Source organism: Xanthomonas sp. WHRI 8393 (assembly GCF_040203315.1).
In the GTDB taxonomy this organism is placed as follows: domain Bacteria; phylum Pseudomonadota; class Gammaproteobacteria; order Xanthomonadales; family Xanthomonadaceae; genus Xanthomonas; species Xanthomonas arboricola.
In genome coordinates, this window is the sequence record NZ_JBEGGL010000003.1 from 499,372 (window position 1) to 516,945 (window position 17,574).

Here is a 17,574-nt window from a genome sequence, read left to right on the forward strand (position 1 = left end):
TTGCTCGGCGCCATCCGCATCGGCTTGACGACCGCTCGCTACGTTCCGTTAGCCACTCCGAGCCGTGTCGCCGTGAGAACGGGCAGGGCACTACAATCGCGCGTTTGCATTAACTTCGATACGAATTTCAATGTGCAGTCGCCAGATGGTAGGTGCGTGGTTGTCGATGAAGTTTCTGGTGCTGAAAAGTATCCGTTTGGAGGGTAGGTAATTTTTGATATGCCTTTTAAGGCATGCTCTTGTGATCCGCGCTTCTGCCGGTAATTGCGCCATCCAAGGCTGGCAATCAGTCGCTGCCGTCGTGATCGCAGCGCTACCGCAGCTGCGCACATTTCTTCGTCCTGCTGGCGCAGCAGTGCAATGCGCAACGGTCGGGTGGTAGACGTCGGAAAGCGTCATTCCCTGGATCGGAGAATGCGTTGCATTTAGTCACTCCGCGCGCACAGTTACCTCTTTAGGCTGGCGCATCCCCAATATGCACACCACGTCGCCATGACCGAATTACTTGATCACTACGACGACGTCTCTGGCGACGCAGCTCGATTGCCGTCGCCTTTTGTTGCCGGTCATCTCGGCCAGGTCCGGAGCAGTGCGCTCGTCGATGTATGCCCGACCTTGCGTACGTCGCGCCATCGTTCGCCGCGCGCCCTGGCATCGGACGCATGAGCAGCGATCACGTTGCGCTGCTGCTCGCCGCGGGTGCAGGACGTCGGTTAGGGCGTTCCAAACAATTGCTGTTGCGCGACGGCGAACCGTTGTTGCGGCGTTTCGCACGCATCGCGCTACAGACGGCGCCGCGCCGCTGCGTGGTGGTGCTGGGCGCCGATGCCGACGCATTGAGCGAGGTCCTGCAAGGCCTGGAGGTGGAAGTGCTACGTCATGCCGACTGGGCCGCCGGCATGGGCTCCAGCCTGGCGGCGCTGCGCCAGCATGTGCAGGACGATACGTCGCTGAGGCGCAGCCTGATCCTGGGCTGCGACCAGCCCGCGCTGGATACGCCGCATCTGCGCGCCTTGCTGGAAGAAGCGGACCGGGCCGCATCCGGATGCGCCACCAGCGGGTACGCCGGTGTGCGTGGTATCCCGGCGGTGGTCACCCATGCGGCCTGGGCCGACGTGCCGCTCCACGGTGACAGCGGCCTGCGCGGCTTGTTCGCCGGCCTGGACGTGCAGAGCTTGGGCTGCGTCAGCGCCCCGGCGCTCGCGCTGGACGTGGACACGCCCGCCGACCTGGCCGCAGCGCAACAGCGTGGCTGGGTGGATGCGGATTGAGACACCGTGACGGGTGCTTGACGCGCTATCCGGCAGCCTGGGGGCTAGGTTGTCTCACGACCACAGCACGAGCGCTTCCCTGATCACCAGGATATAGCCCACCACCATCGCGGTCTTGACCGGAAACTGGAACTTCCTGAGCAGATGCATGCGACCCCTCCCCCGAGGCATCTTCAAGAGCGACGAATTCCCCCGCGCCGTCTGCGCCCGTTGACGGCCAGCCGCGACGTCTGGTCGCCGCTCGAGCGCGAATTTAGCGCCAGCGTCGATCGGTGTCACGTAAGAATTTTCCTACCTTCATGCCAGTGTCCGCCCGACGGCGTTGGCATTAGCAAAAAGACATGCTGGCTATGCCGGACGCGGGGCCCTAGGCCACTCTCCCGCGGCCCCTTGAGTAAGGGCGCGCCGGCATCCCCAACGGGACCCCGGCACTCCCATCGCTGGTGGGCTGCGCCATTGCGCGCTGCCCACTTCCGTCGTTGTACCGCTGCATCTGCCGGCCGGAGGCCCTGATGGACGAGTCCCGTTATGTTGTGCGTATTCATCCCGAACAGGGCGGTTGGTGGGTGACCCGGCCGCAGTGGTCGCCGCTGCGTTATCTGCGCGAGCAGGGCGCGCTGGAAAATGCCGAATTGATGGCCAAGCTGCATTGCATGACCACCGGTCAGCCCAGCGGCGTGGTGTTGAAGACCGCCGAAGGCGAGCGCGTGGTGCGTCGCTACGGCTGACCGAGCCGGCCGCTTGCAGAAAGCGCAAGGAAGACGCTGACGATCCTGCCCGGGCAGGGTGGCCGACCAAACGCACCCGGCAACCCTAGCGCAGTGCGCCAGCCGGCGGCCTTGCAGTCACGCCGGTGCTCGCCCGCAGATCCAGTCGACTGGACACGACCGATCGGCCATTCTTGCTGCGATCCGCACCTTGGCGGCCCCTAGTCGAGAATGTCGCCCCTAGTGAATGCCGCCGGTTCTGCCTTGATCCAAAACGATATCGTGGTCTTCGGCCTGATCGCCGCCACGCTGGGAGCAGTGTTCTGGACCTCCTCGCGCGAGCAGGGGGTGTGGCGACGCTTCTACGCCGTGGTGCCTGCGCTGCTGCTGTGTTACCTGCTGCCGGGCATCTACAACACCGTCGGCCTGATCGACGGTGCCAATACCCGCCTGTACAACCCGATCGCGCGCGACGTGCTGTTGCCGGCCGCGCTGATCCTGCTCACGCTGAGCATCGACCTGCGCGCCATCCTGGGGCTGGGGCCCAAGCTGGTCGCCATGTACCTGGGCGCGTCACTGAGCATCATGCTGGGCGCGGTGGTGGCGTTCTGGGTGATGGGCTGGGTGCATCCGGCCACGGTGGCCGGCGATACCTGGGCCGGCATGGCCGCGCTGGCGGGAAGCTGGATCGGCGGTGGGGCCAACATGCTGGCGATGCGCGAGGTGTTTGATGTGGATGCCACCACCTTCGGGCAGTTTGCAGTGGTGGATGTGGGCGTCGGTTATGTGTGGATGGCGGCGCTGATCTTCCTGGCCGGGCGCGCGCGCAGCATCGATGCGCGCAGCGGCGCCGATACCCGCGCGCTGGATGCGCTGCAGGAGCGCATGGCGCGGTTCCAGGCCGAACACGCGCGCATTCCCAGCCTGGCCGACCTGATGGTGATCGTGGCGGTGGCGTTCGGCGGGGTCGGGCTGGCGCACGCGCTGGCCAGTCCGCTGGCTGCGTGGTGCAAGGCCAAGCTGCGCTGGTCCAGCCAGTTCAGCCTGGACACGCCGTTCGTGTGGGTGGTGGTGCTGGCAACCAGCATCGGCTTGCTGCTGAGCTTCACCCGTGCGCGCACGCTGGAAGGAGCCGGAGCTTCCAGGATCGGTTCACTGCTGCTGTACTTCCTGATCGCCTGTATCGGCATGCAGATGGATCTGCTGGCGCTGCTGGACCGGCCCTGGCTGTTCCTGCTCGGGCTGATCTGGATCGCGGTGCATATCGGGTTGCTGTGGGGCCTGGCCCGCCTGTTGCGGGTGCCATTCTTCTGTTTCGCGATCGGCTCGCAATCCAATATCGGTGGGCCGGCCTCGGCACCTGTGGTGGCCGCCGCGTTCCACCCGGCCCTGGCCCCGGTCGGCGTGCTGCTGGGCACGATGGGCTACGCCACCGGCACCTATCTGGCCTATCTGGTCGGCATCACCTTGCGCGCGATGGCGGGAGCGGGCTGACCGACCGTCGCACGGTCGGTGTAGTCGTCGGGGGGGGGGGGCAGGAAGTGCCGGGGTTACCTGGAGGTATCACGCATTGGCGCAGTGCCGGATGTACTGGCTACATCCCTTCGGCGAGCGCTTGCGAGGTGCTGTCAGCCTTGAGGCGGGCACTGGCCAGCGCCAGTGCCCGGTCATGGTTACTGCTGAAGGCCGCGCCGCTGCGCTTCCTGCTGCGTGCTTTGCTGCGACTGCTGCTGATTGTGCTGCTGCAGCTGATCGACATTGCCGTGCGCCGGCTCGTTGGCCGCCGAGGCAGTCTGCACATGGCTACGCAGATGCGCCGGGTCGTCCATCCGGCCTTGCACCGCAATCAGGCTGTCGCCGTCGCGGTTGGGCACCAGGTGGTCGATCCGCTGCAGGCCGTCGCTGCTCGCACGCGCGGCCACGCTGGCGGCGGTGTTGAGAAACGCGGTGTCGTCACGCAGGCCCAGGCGTTCGCGCTGGCCGTCCAGGCGCACCACCGCGTCGTTGAACAACTGGCTGCCTGCACCTTGCGCCTGCCCGGGCGATTGCATCTCCTGTGCCTTCATCACCGAGTCCATGCCGTGCAGGTCCAGGCGATGCTTCAACATCATGCCCGGCACCAGGCGTCTCCCGAACGACAATGGGTCCGGTTCCGGCAGCTCGATCTGATGGCCGGCCGCATTGGGCATCGCCCACTTCAGCGGAATGCTGTCTTCCTGCAGATGGGTGAGGATCTCGTTCTTGACGTGGTAACCGCGGATCAACTCGCTGCTGGCGTAGTCCTTGGCTGCCGAGGCATCCAGGCCCTGGCGTTCCAGCGTGCGGTCGTTGACGCCGGCGGCGTTGTAGGTCACGGCGGGGATGTCGTTGACCATCGCCGACGCGGCCGCCAGGCCGCCGCCGAGCGAATGCCCCGAGATCACCACCTGGTCGCCGAACGCCTGCTTGGCCTGGCTGCCGAGCTGGATGGCAGACGCGTATTGCGCGTCGTCGAAGCCCAGGCCCTGGCCAAGATTGTGCTTCCAGTCCTTGCCTTCGTCGGTGCCGCAGAAGCCGAGTACCACCTGGCCCTGTTCGTTGCGGTAGAACGCGGCATCGAAGCCGCTCTTGGCATCGTGCAGCAGGCCGGGGTCGATGCCCGCCCGTTGCAGCGTGCTGTCGTCCATGCGCGTCCAGCCGTTGGGCAGCGGCGCAAAGGTTTCGGCGCCGCCTTCGCGTCGCTGCGAGGCAGTGGCATAGAGGTCTTGCAGCAGCGCGGGGAACTGGCGGTCTTCCGACTGCGGTTGCTGTCCACGCATCGACTCAGCGAATGGGGTGGACGAGGAATTTGACGGGCTCATGCGCGGCTCCTTGCGTTCGTCGTGCGAAAAGCCCGCTTAGCGGCTGCTTTCCACGGGAATGTTGTGGGCGCTCAACCATGCGCGCACGTCCGACCTGGTCTTCTGGCCGGCGGCATTGAGCAGGCGGTCCGGGGTGGTGAAGAAATACGCCTGGAAGGTCTTCTGTTGCGCGTTGCGCAGCGTGGGATCCACCCCGGCCTCGAGCAATTGCAGCACTGCCGGGCTTGCCGCGCCGCTTTGTGCGGCCAGGTGCAGCACGCTGTTGCCGGTATTGTCGACGCGCTGTACATCGGCGCCTGCTTCGATCAACAACGCGGTCTGCGCATCGCGCTTGCTCTGCACGGCGCGGAACAATGGCGTCCACCCGGCGCGCGCGCTGACCACATCGACCGGCGCCTTGTGCTGCAACAGGATGTTCAGATATTCCGCATCCTTCGCCATGGCCGCCATATGCACGACCGTTTCCTGGTCCATGCCCGGCAACGACGGATCTGCGCCGGCATCGAGCAATGCCGCAAGGGCACGGGGTTGTTCGTTCCAGATCGCCCACTCGAGCAAGGTGACGTTCTGGTCGCCGTGTGCGGCGAGATCGACTGTCGGTGCGAGTGTGCGGATTCGGGCGACATCACCGTGCGCGATGGCGTTGGCGATATCGGTCAGGCCGGGGTCGCGGAAGGCGACGGTGTGGTCCTGCAGCGTAGCTGACATGGTGGTTTGCTCCTTGGCACCGGGCGAGGCGGTGCATGAGACCGCGAAAAACGAGGTCGCAAGAACGAGCAGGGTGGGGAATCGCGTCTGCATCGAAATCTCCTTCTCCTGATCGCATTCCTGGTGGCACTGCGGTGTGTCCTTCCGCAGCCGGGCCGATCCTACCAGCTGCCTGGACGACGCGCGGTAAGATTTTGTGACATGCCGGCGCCGCAGGTTTCGCTGGTCGAGGCCGTTTGTCGTCGTGGTGTCGGCATGGTGCCGATGCATCACGATGGGCCTCACGCGCGCATGCACTCCGCCACAGCCAACGGTCACAACGCGGCCGGCATAATGGTGTTTTGCGAGCAGATGGGTGCAATGGTCTACGAATTACTGATCAGCGATTGCGATGGCGTGCTTGTCGACAGCGAAATATTGGCCGACCGGGTGATGCGCGAGGCGCTGGCGGCCTTCGTGCCGGCCGAGGCGTTGGAGCAGTTGCTCGGCACAACGTTCGGGCAGACCACGCGCGAGGTATTGCTACGCGTGCAGGAACACTTCGCAGTAAGGCTGCCGGAGACCTTGCTGGCACAGATCCAGGCGCGCAGCGAAGCCTTGATCAAGGCCGAGGTACAGCCGATTGCCGGCGTGCGTGACGCGTTGGAGCAGATTCCGTTGCCGCTGGCGGTGGCTTCCAACAGCCGCCGCCACAATGTGATTGCCTCGGTCGAGCGGGTAGGGCTCACCGCACGCGCGGCGGGGCACATCTTCAGTGCCGACATGGTGGAGCGGCCCAAGCCGGCGCCGGATGTCTATCTGTTGGCTGCACGCACCCTGGGCGTTGCGCCGGAGCGCTGCCTGGTGATCGAAGACAGCCCCACCGGTGCCACTGCCGCACTGGCGGCCGGCATGCAGGTGCTGGGGTTTACCGGCGCCAGCCATATTCCGCAGGGCCACGCCGACACCCTGCGTCGCATCGGTGTGCTGGCGGTGTTCGACGATATGCGCGAGTTGCCTGCGTTGTTCGAGCGGCTGGCGCAAAAACGCGCTAGCTGAGAGCTGCCGGCAGGACGTCTTGGACGCAGTGTCGATGGTGGCGCAATCGCAGGCCTCTCGTTCTGCAACCGACTGGCCGGACCGTGCAATCGACCTGCAATGACAGAGGGGTGGTGAGACGCTGGTCGACGCACACCGATCCGACCAATGCACCTCATGCACTGCTTGCAACCACGCACACCGACCCTCTCGACTGGTCCTTGCCCGCTCACCGTCGCGGGACCTTACGCGGCATGGATGCCGCGTAAGAGCCTACAAGGACGTACTTGCGGCGTGTCCCGCGACGGTGGGCGGGCAAGGGCCCTGCAGCCAAGCCACAGACACACCGCTCTACAACTGATCTATCCGCAGAGCCGCAGATCAGCCGCTCTGTCTTGCGGCGTGTCCCGCGAGGGTGGGCGGGCAAGGACCCTGCAGCCAAGCCACAGACACACGCTCTACAACCAATCCATGCGCAGAGCCGTATATCAGCCGCTCTACCTTGCGACATGTACCGCGATGGTGAGCGGGCAAGAATCCTGCCACCAATCCCAAGCCATCAACGCAACAGGGCGCGATTCGCATCGCGCCCTGTTGCGTTCCGAGTCGCCACCTATCCGATCATCCGGTCAGCAGCAGCGAAACCCGCTCTTGCCGCCGTAACGCGCGTCCTGGCGCTCGCGGAAGAAGGTGGGGTAGTCCATCACCGGTTTGTCGGGGTGTTTTTCCAGCATGTGGCGCACGTAGTTGTCGTAATCGGGAATGCCGCAGCACAGGCGTGCGGTCTGGATCAGCCGCCGCCAGATGCGGCGATGCACCTGGTATTGGCTGGCGAGAACGAGTTGGGTGCCCATTACAGATCCGCCATCTGGTGTGGCTGCAAGGCCACGTACGGGGTTTCGCGGTCGCTACGCTGCGGATTGCGGCGCGCAATCACGATGGTCTTGATTGCGTAGATCAGGATCGAACCCACCACGAACAGGAACAGCACGGTCAGCCCGGTATTGACGTAGGCATTGGTGACGATCTGCTGCATCTGCGCCACCGTCTTGGCCGGCGCGGTGATGGTGTTGCTGGCGATGGCGTCCTGGTACTTGTGCGCCTGCGCCAGGAAGCCCTGCGCCGGGTTGCTGTCGAAGATCTTGATCAGCCCCGCATAGGTGGTGCAGATCAGCAGCCACACCGCCGGCACCAGGGTGACCCAGGCGTAGCGGTCGCGCTTCATCTTGAACAGCACCACCGTGCCCAGCATCAGTGCGATCCCGGCCAGCATCTGGTTGGAGATGCCGAACAACGGCCACAGGGTCTGGATGCCGCCGAACGGGTCGATCACGCCGGTGTACAGCAGGTAGCCCCACAACGCCACGCAACCGGCGGTGGCGATGATGTTGGCCGCCCACGATTCGGTCTTCTTCAACGCCGGGATGAAGTTGCCCAGCAGGTCCTGCAGCATGAAGCGGCCCGCACGCGTCCCGGCGTCCACGGCGGTCAGGATGAACAGTGCTTCGAACAGGATCGCGAAGTGGTACCAGAATGCCATGGTGTCTTCGCCCGGCAGCAGCTGGTGCAGGATCTGCGCGATGCCCACCGCCAGGGTGGGCGCACCACCGGCGCGTGCCAGGATGCTGTGCTCGCCGATGTCGCGTGCCGTGGCTTCCAGCACCTCCGGCGTGATCGCAAAGCCCCATTCGGACACCTTGGCCGCCACCGCCACCGTGTCGCTGCCGACCAGTGAGGCAGGGCTGTTCATGGCGAAGTAGATGCCCGGCTCGATGATCGATGCGGCCACCAGCGCCATCACCGCCACGAACGATTCCATCAACATGCCGCCGTAGCCGATGTAGCGCATGTGGCCTTCATTGGCGAGCAGCTTGGGCGTGGTGCCCGAGGCAATCAGCGCATGGAAACCGGAAACCGCGCCGCAGGCGATGGTGATGAACAGGAATGGGAAGATACCGCCCTTCCAGACCGGGCCGTCGCCGGTGGAAGCGAACTGGGTCAGTGCCGGCATCTTCAGATCCGGCATGACCACCAGGATGCCGATCGCCAGCGCCAGGATCGTGCCGATCTTGAGGAAGGTGGACAGATAATCGCGCGGCGCCAGCAGCAGCCACACCGGCAACACCGACGCGACGAAGCCGTAGCCGATCAGCATCCAGGTGATCTGCTTGGCGGTGAAGGTGAATGCCGGGCCCCAGCTCGGATCCGCCGCGACCTTGCCGCCCAGCCAGATCGCGCCCAGCAGCAGGATCAGGCCGACCACCGAGATCTCGCCGATCTTGCCGACCCGGATGTAGCGCATGTACACGCCCATCATCAGCGCGATCGGCATCGTGGCGATGACGGTGAACATGCCCCACGGGCTTTCCGCCAGCGCCTTGACCACCACCATCGCCAGCACCGCCAGGATGATGATCATGATCAGGAAGGCGCCGAACAGGGCGATGGTGCCGGGCACCTGGCCCATTTCCTCGCGTACCAGATCGCCCAGCGAGCGGCCGTTGCGGCGGCTGGACAGGAACAGCACCACGAAGTCCTGCACCGCGCCGGCGAACACCACGCCGACCACCAGCCACAGCAGGCCGGGCAGGTAGCCCATCTGTGCGGCAAGCACCGGGCCGACCAGGGGCCCGGCACCGGCGATCGCGGCGAAATGATGGCCGAACAGCACGTGCTTGTTGGTGGGCACGTAGTCCAGGCCGTCGTTGTTGGCCACCGCGGGCGTGGCGCGGGTGACGTCCAGCTGCATCACCTTGTCGGCGATGAACAGGCTGTAGAACCGGTAGGCGATCAGATAGATCGACACCGCCGCCACCACGATCCACAACGCGTTGATGTGTTCGCCACGGCGTAGCGCCACGGTGCCCAGACAGAACGCGGCCAGCAGCGCCAGCGCGCCCCAGGCCAGCTTCGAGAACCCTTTCATGCATGCCCCTCAGGAACGATTCACCCAAGGGTCACCCTCTGCCCGCCCGGGGTCAATGGCGCCGTTCCGGGCCGGGGTAAAACTTTAGTTGTAGAGCGTCTTGGCGCCGCCTGCCGGATCGCGCGGCGGTGCCGGCGGGTTTTGGAACGATCGGTTGCGCCGGTCGCGGTTGGGCCGCGTGCCGGCTGCATCCATTATTCGAGCCAGTCATTCACGCAGGGAGAGGTCGATGAGCACCACCACCACCGCAGCGGCGCACGTGCTGCGCACCATCCGTGGCATGCCTGCCTCCGACGGTGCCGGAGTCAAGCTGACCCGCGTGATCGGCACCCAGCAGCTGCCGGACCTGGACCCGTTCCTGATGCTGGACGAATTCGGCACCGACAAGGCCGAAGACTATCTGGCCGGGTTTCCCAGCCATCCGCACCGCGGCTTCGAGACGGTGACCTACATGCTGGACGGGCGCATGCGCCACAAGGACAACCACGGCAACGAGGGCCTGCTGACCCCGGGCAGCGTGCAGTGGATGACGGCCGGGCGCGGGCTGATCCATTCGGAAATGCCCGAGCAGGAATCCGGGCGCATGCGCGGCTTCCAGCTGTGGGTGAACCTGCCGGCGCGCGACAAGATGACCGACCCCAAATACCAGGAGTACGCCCCGGAACGCATTCCGGTCGCCCAGCCGGCACCTGGCGTCACGGTCAAGGTGATCGCCGGCGCAGTGGGCGAGGTGCGTGGCCCGATCGTGCAACCGGCCACCGAACCGGTGTACCTGGATATCGCACTGGCACCGGATGCGGCCTGGGACTATGTGCTGCCCAGCGGCCACAACGCGTTTGCCTACGCATTCGAAGGCGCGGTGACGGTGGGCGAGGGCAATGCCGCGCGTGTGCTGCCGGCGCAGGAACTGGCGGTGCTCGGCGGCGGCGAGCGCCTGACGCTGCGGGCCGGTGCAGACGGTGCGCAGCTGATCCTGGTGGCGGGCCGCCCGCTCAACGAGCCGGTGATGCGGCACGGCCCGTTCGTGATGAACACCAAGCAGGAACTGATGCAGGCCTTCGTCGATTTCCAGGAAGGCCGGTTTTGAGCCGGCGCGCTGCAGCCACCGCGGGGCCGCGGCATGAGTGACCGGCCCGTCAGTGTCAGCACCGGCGCGGTGCCGTACACCGTGAGCATCCATGATGGTCGGCATAGCTGGAGCGGCGACACCCAGCCGGCCAATGGCGGCGCCGACGCCGGGCCGGACCCGGAGTCGCAGGTGTTGGGCGCCCTGGGCGCCTGCACCGCGATCACGGTGTCGATGGTGGCCGCGCGCAAGCAGTGGCCGTTGACGGCGGTGCATGTGCATCTGCATTACACCCAGCGCGGCGCTGCGGGCACGCGGATCACGCGGCAGGTCGAGCTGGAAGGCACGCTGGACGATGCGCAGCGTTCGCGCCTGCTGGAGGTGGCCGACAAGTGCCCGATCCATCGCCTGCTCACCGGCGAGGTGCGGATCGAGACGGCATTGCAGGGCGACGGCGACGCGTCAGCTGCGGCGGCGGACGTCTGAAAGCGCAGGCGAGCCGCATGCGAGTGCTCCGCCGGCTCGCCTGAAAGACCGCGTCAGGCGAGCCGGCCCTGGCGCGTCACGACCGCTTGCCTCAGCGCTGCAGTGCCAGGCTGGCCGGCTGCAGGTCCATGTTCTGCACCAGCGACTGCATCGAGGCCAGTTCCTCGCTGTTGGCGCCGTCGATCCATAGCTGCGCGTAGCGCTTCTTGCCCAGCTCGACCACGGTGACGCGGCGCGACTCCATGCCCGGCAGCTCGCGGCCGCCCAGGTCGAGCTTGTACCAGTAGAACTCCTCCTGCTGGATCTGGCCTTTCTCCGCGCGTCGGTCGCGCGCCAGCGTCATCGCCGGGTCGCGGGTGGTCAGCATCACCCCGACCACCTGGCGACCGTCGGCAGTCATGGCCTTGCAGACCAGATAGTCCGCGCCTGCAAGCTCGCTCCACTGCAGCCCGGAGGCTGGCGGTAGCGGCGGGCAGACCGGTGAGGTTTGGGCGTGAACGGTGGCGGCGGCCAGCAACAGGCTCAGGCCGACAAGGCAGGATGCGGACTTCATTCAAGTGTTCCCCGGCGTTGGATGTCTGCGCAGGGACAGCGTCGTCGCGCGTGTCGCCGCATCAGCCCGTGCGCTCCCCGCCCGGCTGTGCCCGCACGCAAGCTGTCCCCAACCTATGGGGACATCACTACCACAGGTGTGGCTGCAAGCTCAAGCGCAATTCGCAGACTGGGCTGCAATCGGTCGTGCACACCGGCACTTCCGTTTCGAGACCTGGGTGGGTTGCGCGGCGCTCGCGCGACAGCCTGCGGTCAGGGGTAGTTGACCGGTTTGGGGGCCGGGGTTTCCGGCAGCGGAATGAATTCCTTGTCGTCGCCGGGAATGCTGCCGAAGCGACCGGCCTGCCAGTCGTCCTTGGCCTGCTCGATGCGCTCCTTGGAGCTGGAGACGAAGTTCCACCACAGGTGGCGCGGGCCATCCAGCGGCTCGCCGCCGAGCAGCATCGCCTTGAGCGGCGTCCTGGCGCGCAGGCGTCCGCGGCTGCCGGGCGAGGGCACGATCAGGTGGCGCGCGGGCACGTCGGCGCCATCCAGCTGCGCCTCGCCTTCCAGGATGTAGAGCGCACGTTCGGCATGGCCGGTGTCCAGGTCGATCTCCGCATCCGGCTGCAGATCCAGCGCGACATTGAGCGTGCCGCTGAACACCTGCACCGGCGATTCCTCGCCGTACGCACGGCCGGCGATCACGCGTAGCCAGACGCCATCGCGGCGTTGCTGCGGCAGGCTGGCGGCGGCGTGGTGATGGAAGGCGGGCGCGGTTTCCTCGGCCGAGCGCGGCAGTGCGATCCAGGTCTGCATGCCGTGCAGCGCATGCGTGCGAGCGCGCTCGGGGCCGGGCGTGCGTTCGGAGTGGGCGATACCGCGGCCGGCAGTCATCCAGTTGACGTCGCCGGGGCGGATCACCTGGTACGAGCCCAAGGTGTCGCGGTGGCCGATCTCGCCGGCCCACAGGAAGGTGACCGTGGCCAGGCCGATATGCGGATGCGGACGCACGTCGATGCCGTGATCCGGCTCCAGCACCGCCGGGCCCATATGGTCGACGAACACGAACGGGCCGACGCTGCGCGCCTGCAGCGTGGGCACGGCGCGGCGGACTTCCAGCCCGCCGATGTCGTGCACGCGGGGAGCGATCAAGGTGGTCATGGCGGCGGCTCGCGGTGGCTGGAGTGGTCGCCAGCTTTGCATGCGCGCACGTGGCCGGGCGAGCGCTCCACCAAGACAGATCGTCCCGGAGGCAGTGTCACGTACGAGGCGGGCGACGTGTTTTCAAGGGCGAGCGGCGCATGCCGCGCGATGGCAGTCGAGCCGCGTGCAGCGATGTGCTGCATTGATGGGAGGAATGAAATCTTTCGCGACGATGACGTGCCTTGTCGCAGCAAGCATCATCGCTCGATTGCGAAAGAGTTCGCGCCGGTATCGCTAGCGCCGATGCGCGCCGTGCCTGAATGCCGCGCGTTGGAACGTCGTTGCATGGCGCGCTGGCGGCCAGCGCGGGCGCGCCGAGCTCGTTCGTCGCGGACGACGGCTGCAGGCACGCAGCAGGTCGATCGCGATTGACCGTCGCGCGCTAGAACAGTTGTGCGGGCGCCGTGGTGTCCAGGGCGATCTCGCCGCGCCGCGAGGCCAGCCGATCGGCCAGGCGCGTGGGCTCGGGCAGGCGATAGGCGCGCAGGGTACGCAGCGTCCAGTCAAGCGCGCCCTGCATCGAGACGCGATGGCCCGGCGAGACGATCAGCGGATTGCAGCGCAGCTTGCTGCGCAGCGCCCAGCCGATCTGCGTGCCGCCCAGCAGGATCGGGCTGTGGTCGCCGCGCTCGGGTCCCGGCTCGACGAAGCTGCCTGCCAGGCGTTGCTTGGCCACGCCGATGCTGGGCAAGCCGGTCACCACGCCAAAGTGCGCAGCGATGCCGAGCTTGCGCGGATGCGCGATGCCCTGGCCGTCGATGAAGACCAGATCGGGCGGGCGCGAGAGCAGTGCCAGCGCCTGCAGCAAGGCCGGCAGCTCGCGAAAGCTGAGCAGCCCCGGTACGTAGGGCATCGAGGTGGGCACGCGCGCGACATGCGTTTCCAGCGGCAGCAGCGTGTCTGCATCCAGCAGCACCGCGGCCGCACGCGTGGTCTGGCCGTCGTCTTCGAAGCCGACGTCGAAGCCGGCGAGCAGCTGCGGTGTTGCGCCGGCCTGGTCCTGCAGCACCACGCGGTGTGCCAGTTGCTGTTGCAACTGTCGCGCCTGGATGACGCTGCCATCCCAACCGGCAAAGACGGGATCGATCGTTTGCATGGCTGCAGCATCGCGCGCCGGACGTGGCGGTGTCGTGCACGCCTGCGATGCGCTGGCTGCCGTTACAATCGCAGGCTGATCGGCCCCCAATCGGAGAACCGTAGTGACCCGCAAACTCGTACTGCTGCGCCATGGCCAGAGCCAATGGAACCTGGACAACCGTTTCACTGGCTGGGTGGATGTGGAACTCACCGAGCAAGGCCGCCAGGAAGCCGCTGCGGCCGGCAAGCTGATGAAGGACGAAGGCCTGCAGTTCGATGTGGCGCACACCTCGGTGCTCAAGCGCGCCATCCACACGCTACAGGGCGCGTTGAAGGAACTCGACCAGGACTGGTTGCCGGTGTCCAAGAGCTGGCGCCTCAACGAGCGCCACTACGGCGGCCTGCAGGGGCTGGACAAGGCCGAGACGGCGGCCAAGCACGGCGAAGAACAGGTCAAGATCTGGCGCCGTTCCTACGACATCCCGCCGCCGGCGATGGACGTCAACGACCCGGGGCATCCGTGTCACGACCGTCGCTACGCCACGCTGGACCGCAATGCGTTGCCGGGTACCGAGTCGCTGGCGACCACGCTGGTGCGCGTGCTGCCGTACTGGCACGACGCGATCGCACCGCAGTTGAAGGCCGGGCAGACCGTGCTGGTGACCGCGCACGGCAACTCGCTGCGTGCGCTGTACAAATACCTCAACGATGTCTCCAACGAGCAGATCCTGGAGCTCAACATCCCGACCGGCATCCCGTTGCTGTTCGAGCTGGACGACAACCTGCAGGTGCAAAGCTTCCGCTATCTGGGCGACCCGGAAGCGGCCAAGCGTGCCGCCGAAGCGGTGGCCAACCAGGGCAAGGCGAAGTAATCGCCGCATCCGCCGGCTGCGCTGCGTGCATGGCGCGCAGCGTGGCGTGTGTTTCGCAACGCGCGTTTGAACGAGGCGTGCGGGTTTGACACGCAGGCGGCGCCTGTTCGCGGATCGAACGGGTACCGCAGGGCAGCATGCGTGTGTTCTTGCAGGGGAGACATGATGTCCAGCAAGCGTAATAGACAACAGATGAGTGCCACCTACTGCCGCGCATATTTGGTCACGTTGGGTTTGCTGTTGGCCGGTGGCAGCGCTGCGTTTGCGATGCTGGCCTGGGGCAGCGTGTCCGCTTCGGCGATCGGCGTGGCGCTGCTGATCTGCGTCATGGGTGTGGCGCTGCTGATGTTCGGTTTCCTGGGGCCGTCGCGGCAGATGGAATCCTGGGCGGAGGCAGCGTCCGGGCATGAGGTCGCGCTGGTGCTGATGGCACTGGCGTATCCGGTGTATCTGTTGATGGCGCCGGTGTATGCACGTAAATGATGGCAGTCGATGGCGCGCTGCTGCGCCGGACTGCTGGGTGATTTCCGCGGCGGTAGATGGCGCTGGCACGCGCGTGCCCGGCTGACGCGCAGTGTCTTGTCGGTCGTTGTGCGTTCTTCGATAAGGCGCGGCACCGGACGTCAGGGCGTTGCGGTGCCGTTGCGATGATGGTGTGGTTGGTGTGTCTGCGCTGATTGCCTACTTTTTTGACTGCGTCCGACGCGGTCGTCTGCCTTGGAGAATGGAAAGATGTTGAGCAAATTCGCGCCACTGTCGCTTGCGGTGGCCATCGCGGTGACGCTCGCGGCGTGCGGCAGTTCCGACGACAGCGCCAAGCCGGCACCGGCCGCAACGCCGGCCGCACCGACCAGGGTGGATGTGTCCAAGCTCGATGCACCGATCGTGGCCTTCGGCATCAACGATCTGGATCCGGCCATCAACGCGTGCCAGGACCTCAACGGCTTCGTCAACGCCAAGTGGCTCAAGGCCAATCCGGTGCCATCGGACCGCACCAGCTGGGGCAGTTTCGAAGTGCTGGCCGAGCGTTCGCTGACCATCCAGCACGCGCTGGTGGAGCAACTGGCGCGCGGCAACCTGTCGGCCGGCTCGGTGGATGCCAAGATCGCCGACCTGTGGCGCACCGGCTCGGACGAAGCGGCGATCGACAAGGCCGGCATCACGCCGCTGCAGCCGCAGCTGAAGGCGATCGATGCGCTGACCGATGCGCCGTCCATCGCCGCGTGGTTGCGCGACAGCTATGCCAAGGGCCAGGGCTTCGTGTTCTCGTTTGGCGCCAATGCCGACTACAAGAATTCCGAACAGATGATCGCCTACGCGGGCCAGGGCGGTCTGGGACTGCCGGAAAAGGGCTATTACACCGATCCGGCGCAGGCCAAGATCCGTGAGCAGTACGTGGCCTACATCGCGCGCGTGCTGGAATTGTCCGGCGTTGCGCCAGCGCAGGCGGCAACCCAGGCCAAGGCGGTGATGGCGTTCGAAACGCGCCTGGCCAATGCCTCGCTGTCGCGCATCGAACTGCGCGACCCGGCCAAGCGCTACAACCCGGTCGATGTGGCCGGCGCCAATGCGGTCACGCCGCATTTCGACTGGCAGGCGTTCTTCAGCGCGCTCAAGGTGCCGGCCGGGACCTTCTCGCTGAGCCAGCCGGGTTACTTCGCCGAGCTCGATGCGATGCTGGCCGACACGCCGGTGGACACCTGGAAGGCCTACCTGCGTTTCCACAGCGTGGATGAGGCAGCGCCGTATCTGGCCAAACCGTTCGAGCAGGCCAATTTCGATTTCTATGCCAAGACGCTGCGTGGCCAGCAGGACATGCTGCCGCGCTGGAAGCGCACCTTGAACGCGGTCAACGAGGCGATGGGCGAGGCCCTGGGCCAGTTGTACGTGCAGTCCGCGTTCCCGGCCGAGTCCAAGCAGCAGATGCAGCAACTGGTGCAGAACCTCTCGGCGGCGCTCAAGGCGCGGCTGGAAAAACTCGACTGGATGAGCGCGGAAACCAAGCAGCGCGCGCTGGAGAAGTGGGCCAGCTTCACGCCCAAGATCGGCTACCCAGACCAATGGCGCGACTGGTCGGGCCTGGAAACCCGTGGCGATGGCTTCCTGGCCAACATGCAGGCCGCGCAGGCGTTCAACTACCGCTACATGCTGGACAAGATCGGCAAGCCGGTCGACAAGCGCGAGTGGCATATGACCCCGCAGACGGTCAATGCGTACTACAACGCCACGCGCAACGAGATCGTGTTTCCGGCGGCGATCCTGCAGCCGCCATTCTTCGATCCCAAGGCCGACCCGGCGTTGAACTACGGCGGTATCGGCGCGGTGATCGGGCACGAGATGATGCATGGCTACGACGACTCGGGCAGCCAGTTCGATGCCAAGGGCAACTTCGATACCTGGTGGACCGATGCGGACCGCAAGCTGTTCACCCAGCGCACCGATCAGCTGGTGGCGCAGTTCGACGGCTATGAGGCGATTCCCGGCGTACATGTCAAAGGCAAGCTGACCCTGGGCGAGAACATCGGCGACCTGGGCGGTCTCACCGTGGCCTACGACGCGCTGCAGATGGCGTTGCAGGAACAACCCGACGCCGGCAAGGATATCGACGGTTATACACAGGACCAGCGCTTCTTCATGAACTGGGCCACGGTGTGGCGCCGCAACTTCACCGACGGCGAACTGCGCGTGCGCCTGAACACCGATCCGCATGCGCCGGCCAATTTCCGCGCCAATGGCGCGCCGTCCAACATGCCGGCATTCGCGCAGGCATTCCAGTGCAAGCCCGGTGATGCGATGGTGCGTGGGGACAAGCAACGCGTTGCAATCTGGTGATCGGCGCAACTGCAGCACGCGCGGTTGCGACCGCG

17 protein-coding genes are annotated in these 17,574 nt (G+C 66.0%); 9 read left to right on the plus strand and 8 right to left on the minus strand.

The annotated features are described in order from the left end of the window. Positions 1 to 90: 90 nt before the first annotated feature. Positions 91 to 399, minus strand: coding sequence for a hypothetical protein (locus tag ABQ137_RS12625; protein ID WP_349782699.1), 309 nt, complete (start codon positions 397 to 399; stop codon positions 91 to 93). 263 nt (positions 400 to 662) lie between these two features. On the opposite strand from ABQ137_RS12625, the gene ABQ137_RS12630 reads away from it, so the two are divergent. The 3 genes from ABQ137_RS12630 (at position 663) to ABQ137_RS12640 (ending at position 3,472) form a co-directional block, all read left to right on the plus strand. After that, on the plus strand, positions 663 to 1,271 hold the full coding sequence (locus ABQ137_RS12630) for a nucleotidyltransferase family protein (protein ID WP_167763945.1): 609 nt from the start codon (positions 663 to 665) through the stop codon (positions 1,269 to 1,271). 512 nt (positions 1,272 to 1,783) lie between these two features. Next, the gene (locus ABQ137_RS12635) at positions 1,784 to 1,999 is read left to right on the plus strand and encodes a hypothetical protein (RefSeq protein WP_024939372.1); all 216 of its coding nucleotides are present in this window, start codon (positions 1,784 to 1,786) and stop codon (positions 1,997 to 1,999) included. Between the two features lie 222 nt (positions 2,000 to 2,221). Next, a complete protein-coding gene (locus ABQ137_RS12640; RefSeq protein WP_349782966.1) occupies positions 2,222 to 3,472 on the plus strand; it encodes a DUF819 family protein in 1,251 nt (416 codons plus the stop codon). Positions 3,473 to 3,651: 179 nt separating this feature from the next. Here the strand turns inward: ABQ137_RS12640 and ABQ137_RS12645 are convergent, their stop codons facing one another. Then, positions 3,652 to 4,818 (minus strand): Tle-like phospholipase domain-containing protein, encoded by a 1,167-nt coding sequence (locus tag ABQ137_RS12645; protein ID WP_349782702.1) that lies wholly within the window; start codon positions 4,816 to 4,818, stop codon positions 3,652 to 3,654. Between the two features lie 36 nt (positions 4,819 to 4,854). Then, positions 4,855 to 5,619 (minus strand): ankyrin repeat domain-containing protein, encoded by a 765-nt coding sequence (locus ABQ137_RS12650; RefSeq protein ID WP_160954507.1) that lies wholly within the window; start codon positions 5,617 to 5,619, stop codon positions 4,855 to 4,857. A gap of 240 nt (positions 5,620 to 5,859) precedes the next feature. Between ABQ137_RS12650 and ABQ137_RS12655 the strand changes: the two genes are divergently transcribed. After that, positions 5,860 to 6,564, plus strand: coding sequence for an HAD family hydrolase (locus ABQ137_RS12655; RefSeq protein ID WP_349782968.1), 705 nt, complete (start codon positions 5,860 to 5,862; stop codon positions 6,562 to 6,564). Positions 6,565 to 7,172: 608 nt separating this feature from the next. Here the strand turns inward: ABQ137_RS12655 and ABQ137_RS12660 are convergent. Further along, positions 7,173 to 7,397 carry a YbdD/YjiX family protein gene (locus ABQ137_RS12660; RefSeq protein ID WP_016904074.1) on the minus strand — a complete coding sequence of 75 codons (225 nt, stop codon included), beginning with the start codon at positions 7,395 to 7,397 and terminating at the stop codon, positions 7,173 to 7,175. Further along, positions 7,397 to 9,469 (minus strand): carbon starvation CstA family protein, encoded by a 2,073-nt coding sequence (locus ABQ137_RS12665; protein ID WP_054592997.1) that lies wholly within the window; start codon positions 9,467 to 9,469, stop codon positions 7,397 to 7,399. The genes ABQ137_RS12660 and ABQ137_RS12665 overlap by 1 nt, the downstream gene beginning before the upstream one ends. 229 nt (positions 9,470 to 9,698) lie before the next feature. On the opposite strand from ABQ137_RS12665, the gene ABQ137_RS12670 reads away from it, so the two are divergent. Together ABQ137_RS12670 and ABQ137_RS12675 are read left to right on the plus strand one after the other, a co-directional pair. Beyond that, complete coding sequence (locus ABQ137_RS12670) at positions 9,699 to 10,556, plus strand: pirin family protein (protein ID WP_167709225.1); 858 nt, start codon at positions 9,699 to 9,701, stop codon at positions 10,554 to 10,556. Between the two features lie 33 nt (positions 10,557 to 10,589). Then, positions 10,590 to 11,021 carry an OsmC family protein gene (locus ABQ137_RS12675; protein WP_184608977.1) on the plus strand — a complete coding sequence of 144 codons (432 nt, stop codon included), beginning with the start codon at positions 10,590 to 10,592 and terminating at the stop codon, positions 11,019 to 11,021. A gap of 91 nt (positions 11,022 to 11,112) precedes the next feature. On the opposite strand, the gene ABQ137_RS12680 is transcribed toward ABQ137_RS12675, so the two are convergent. The 3 genes from ABQ137_RS12680 to nfi all read right to left on the minus strand — a co-directional run bounded on the left by ABQ137_RS12680 (position 11,113) and on the right by nfi (position 13,854). After that, positions 11,113 to 11,574 (minus strand): hypothetical protein, encoded by a 462-nt coding sequence (locus tag ABQ137_RS12680; protein WP_054592994.1) that lies wholly within the window; start codon positions 11,572 to 11,574, stop codon positions 11,113 to 11,115. 251 nt (positions 11,575 to 11,825) lie between these two features. Beyond that, a complete protein-coding gene (locus ABQ137_RS12685; RefSeq protein WP_349782705.1) occupies positions 11,826 to 12,716 on the minus strand; it encodes a pirin family protein in 891 nt (296 codons plus the stop codon). Positions 12,717 to 13,140: 424 nt separating this feature from the next. Then, positions 13,141 to 13,854: a deoxyribonuclease V gene (nfi, locus tag ABQ137_RS12690; protein ID WP_126965891.1), complete on the minus strand. Its 714-nt coding sequence runs from the start codon at positions 13,852 to 13,854 to the stop codon at positions 13,141 to 13,143. Between the two features lie 103 nt (positions 13,855 to 13,957). Between nfi and gpmA the strand changes: the two genes are divergently transcribed. The 3 genes from gpmA (at position 13,958) to ABQ137_RS12705 (ending at position 17,539) form a co-directional block, all read left to right on the plus strand. Then, positions 13,958 to 14,707: a 2,3-diphosphoglycerate-dependent phosphoglycerate mutase gene (gpmA, locus tag ABQ137_RS12695; RefSeq protein WP_016904068.1), complete on the plus strand. Its 750-nt coding sequence runs from the start codon at positions 13,958 to 13,960 to the stop codon at positions 14,705 to 14,707. Between the two features lie 165 nt (positions 14,708 to 14,872). Further along, positions 14,873 to 15,190 (plus strand): hypothetical protein, encoded by a 318-nt coding sequence (locus ABQ137_RS12700; RefSeq protein WP_065032546.1) that lies wholly within the window; start codon positions 14,873 to 14,875, stop codon positions 15,188 to 15,190. Between the two features lie 249 nt (positions 15,191 to 15,439). Beyond that, positions 15,440 to 17,539: a M13 family metallopeptidase gene (locus tag ABQ137_RS12705; protein WP_226427218.1), complete on the plus strand. Its 2,100-nt coding sequence runs from the start codon at positions 15,440 to 15,442 to the stop codon at positions 17,537 to 17,539. The last annotated feature ends 35 nt before the right edge of the window (positions 17,540 to 17,574 follow it).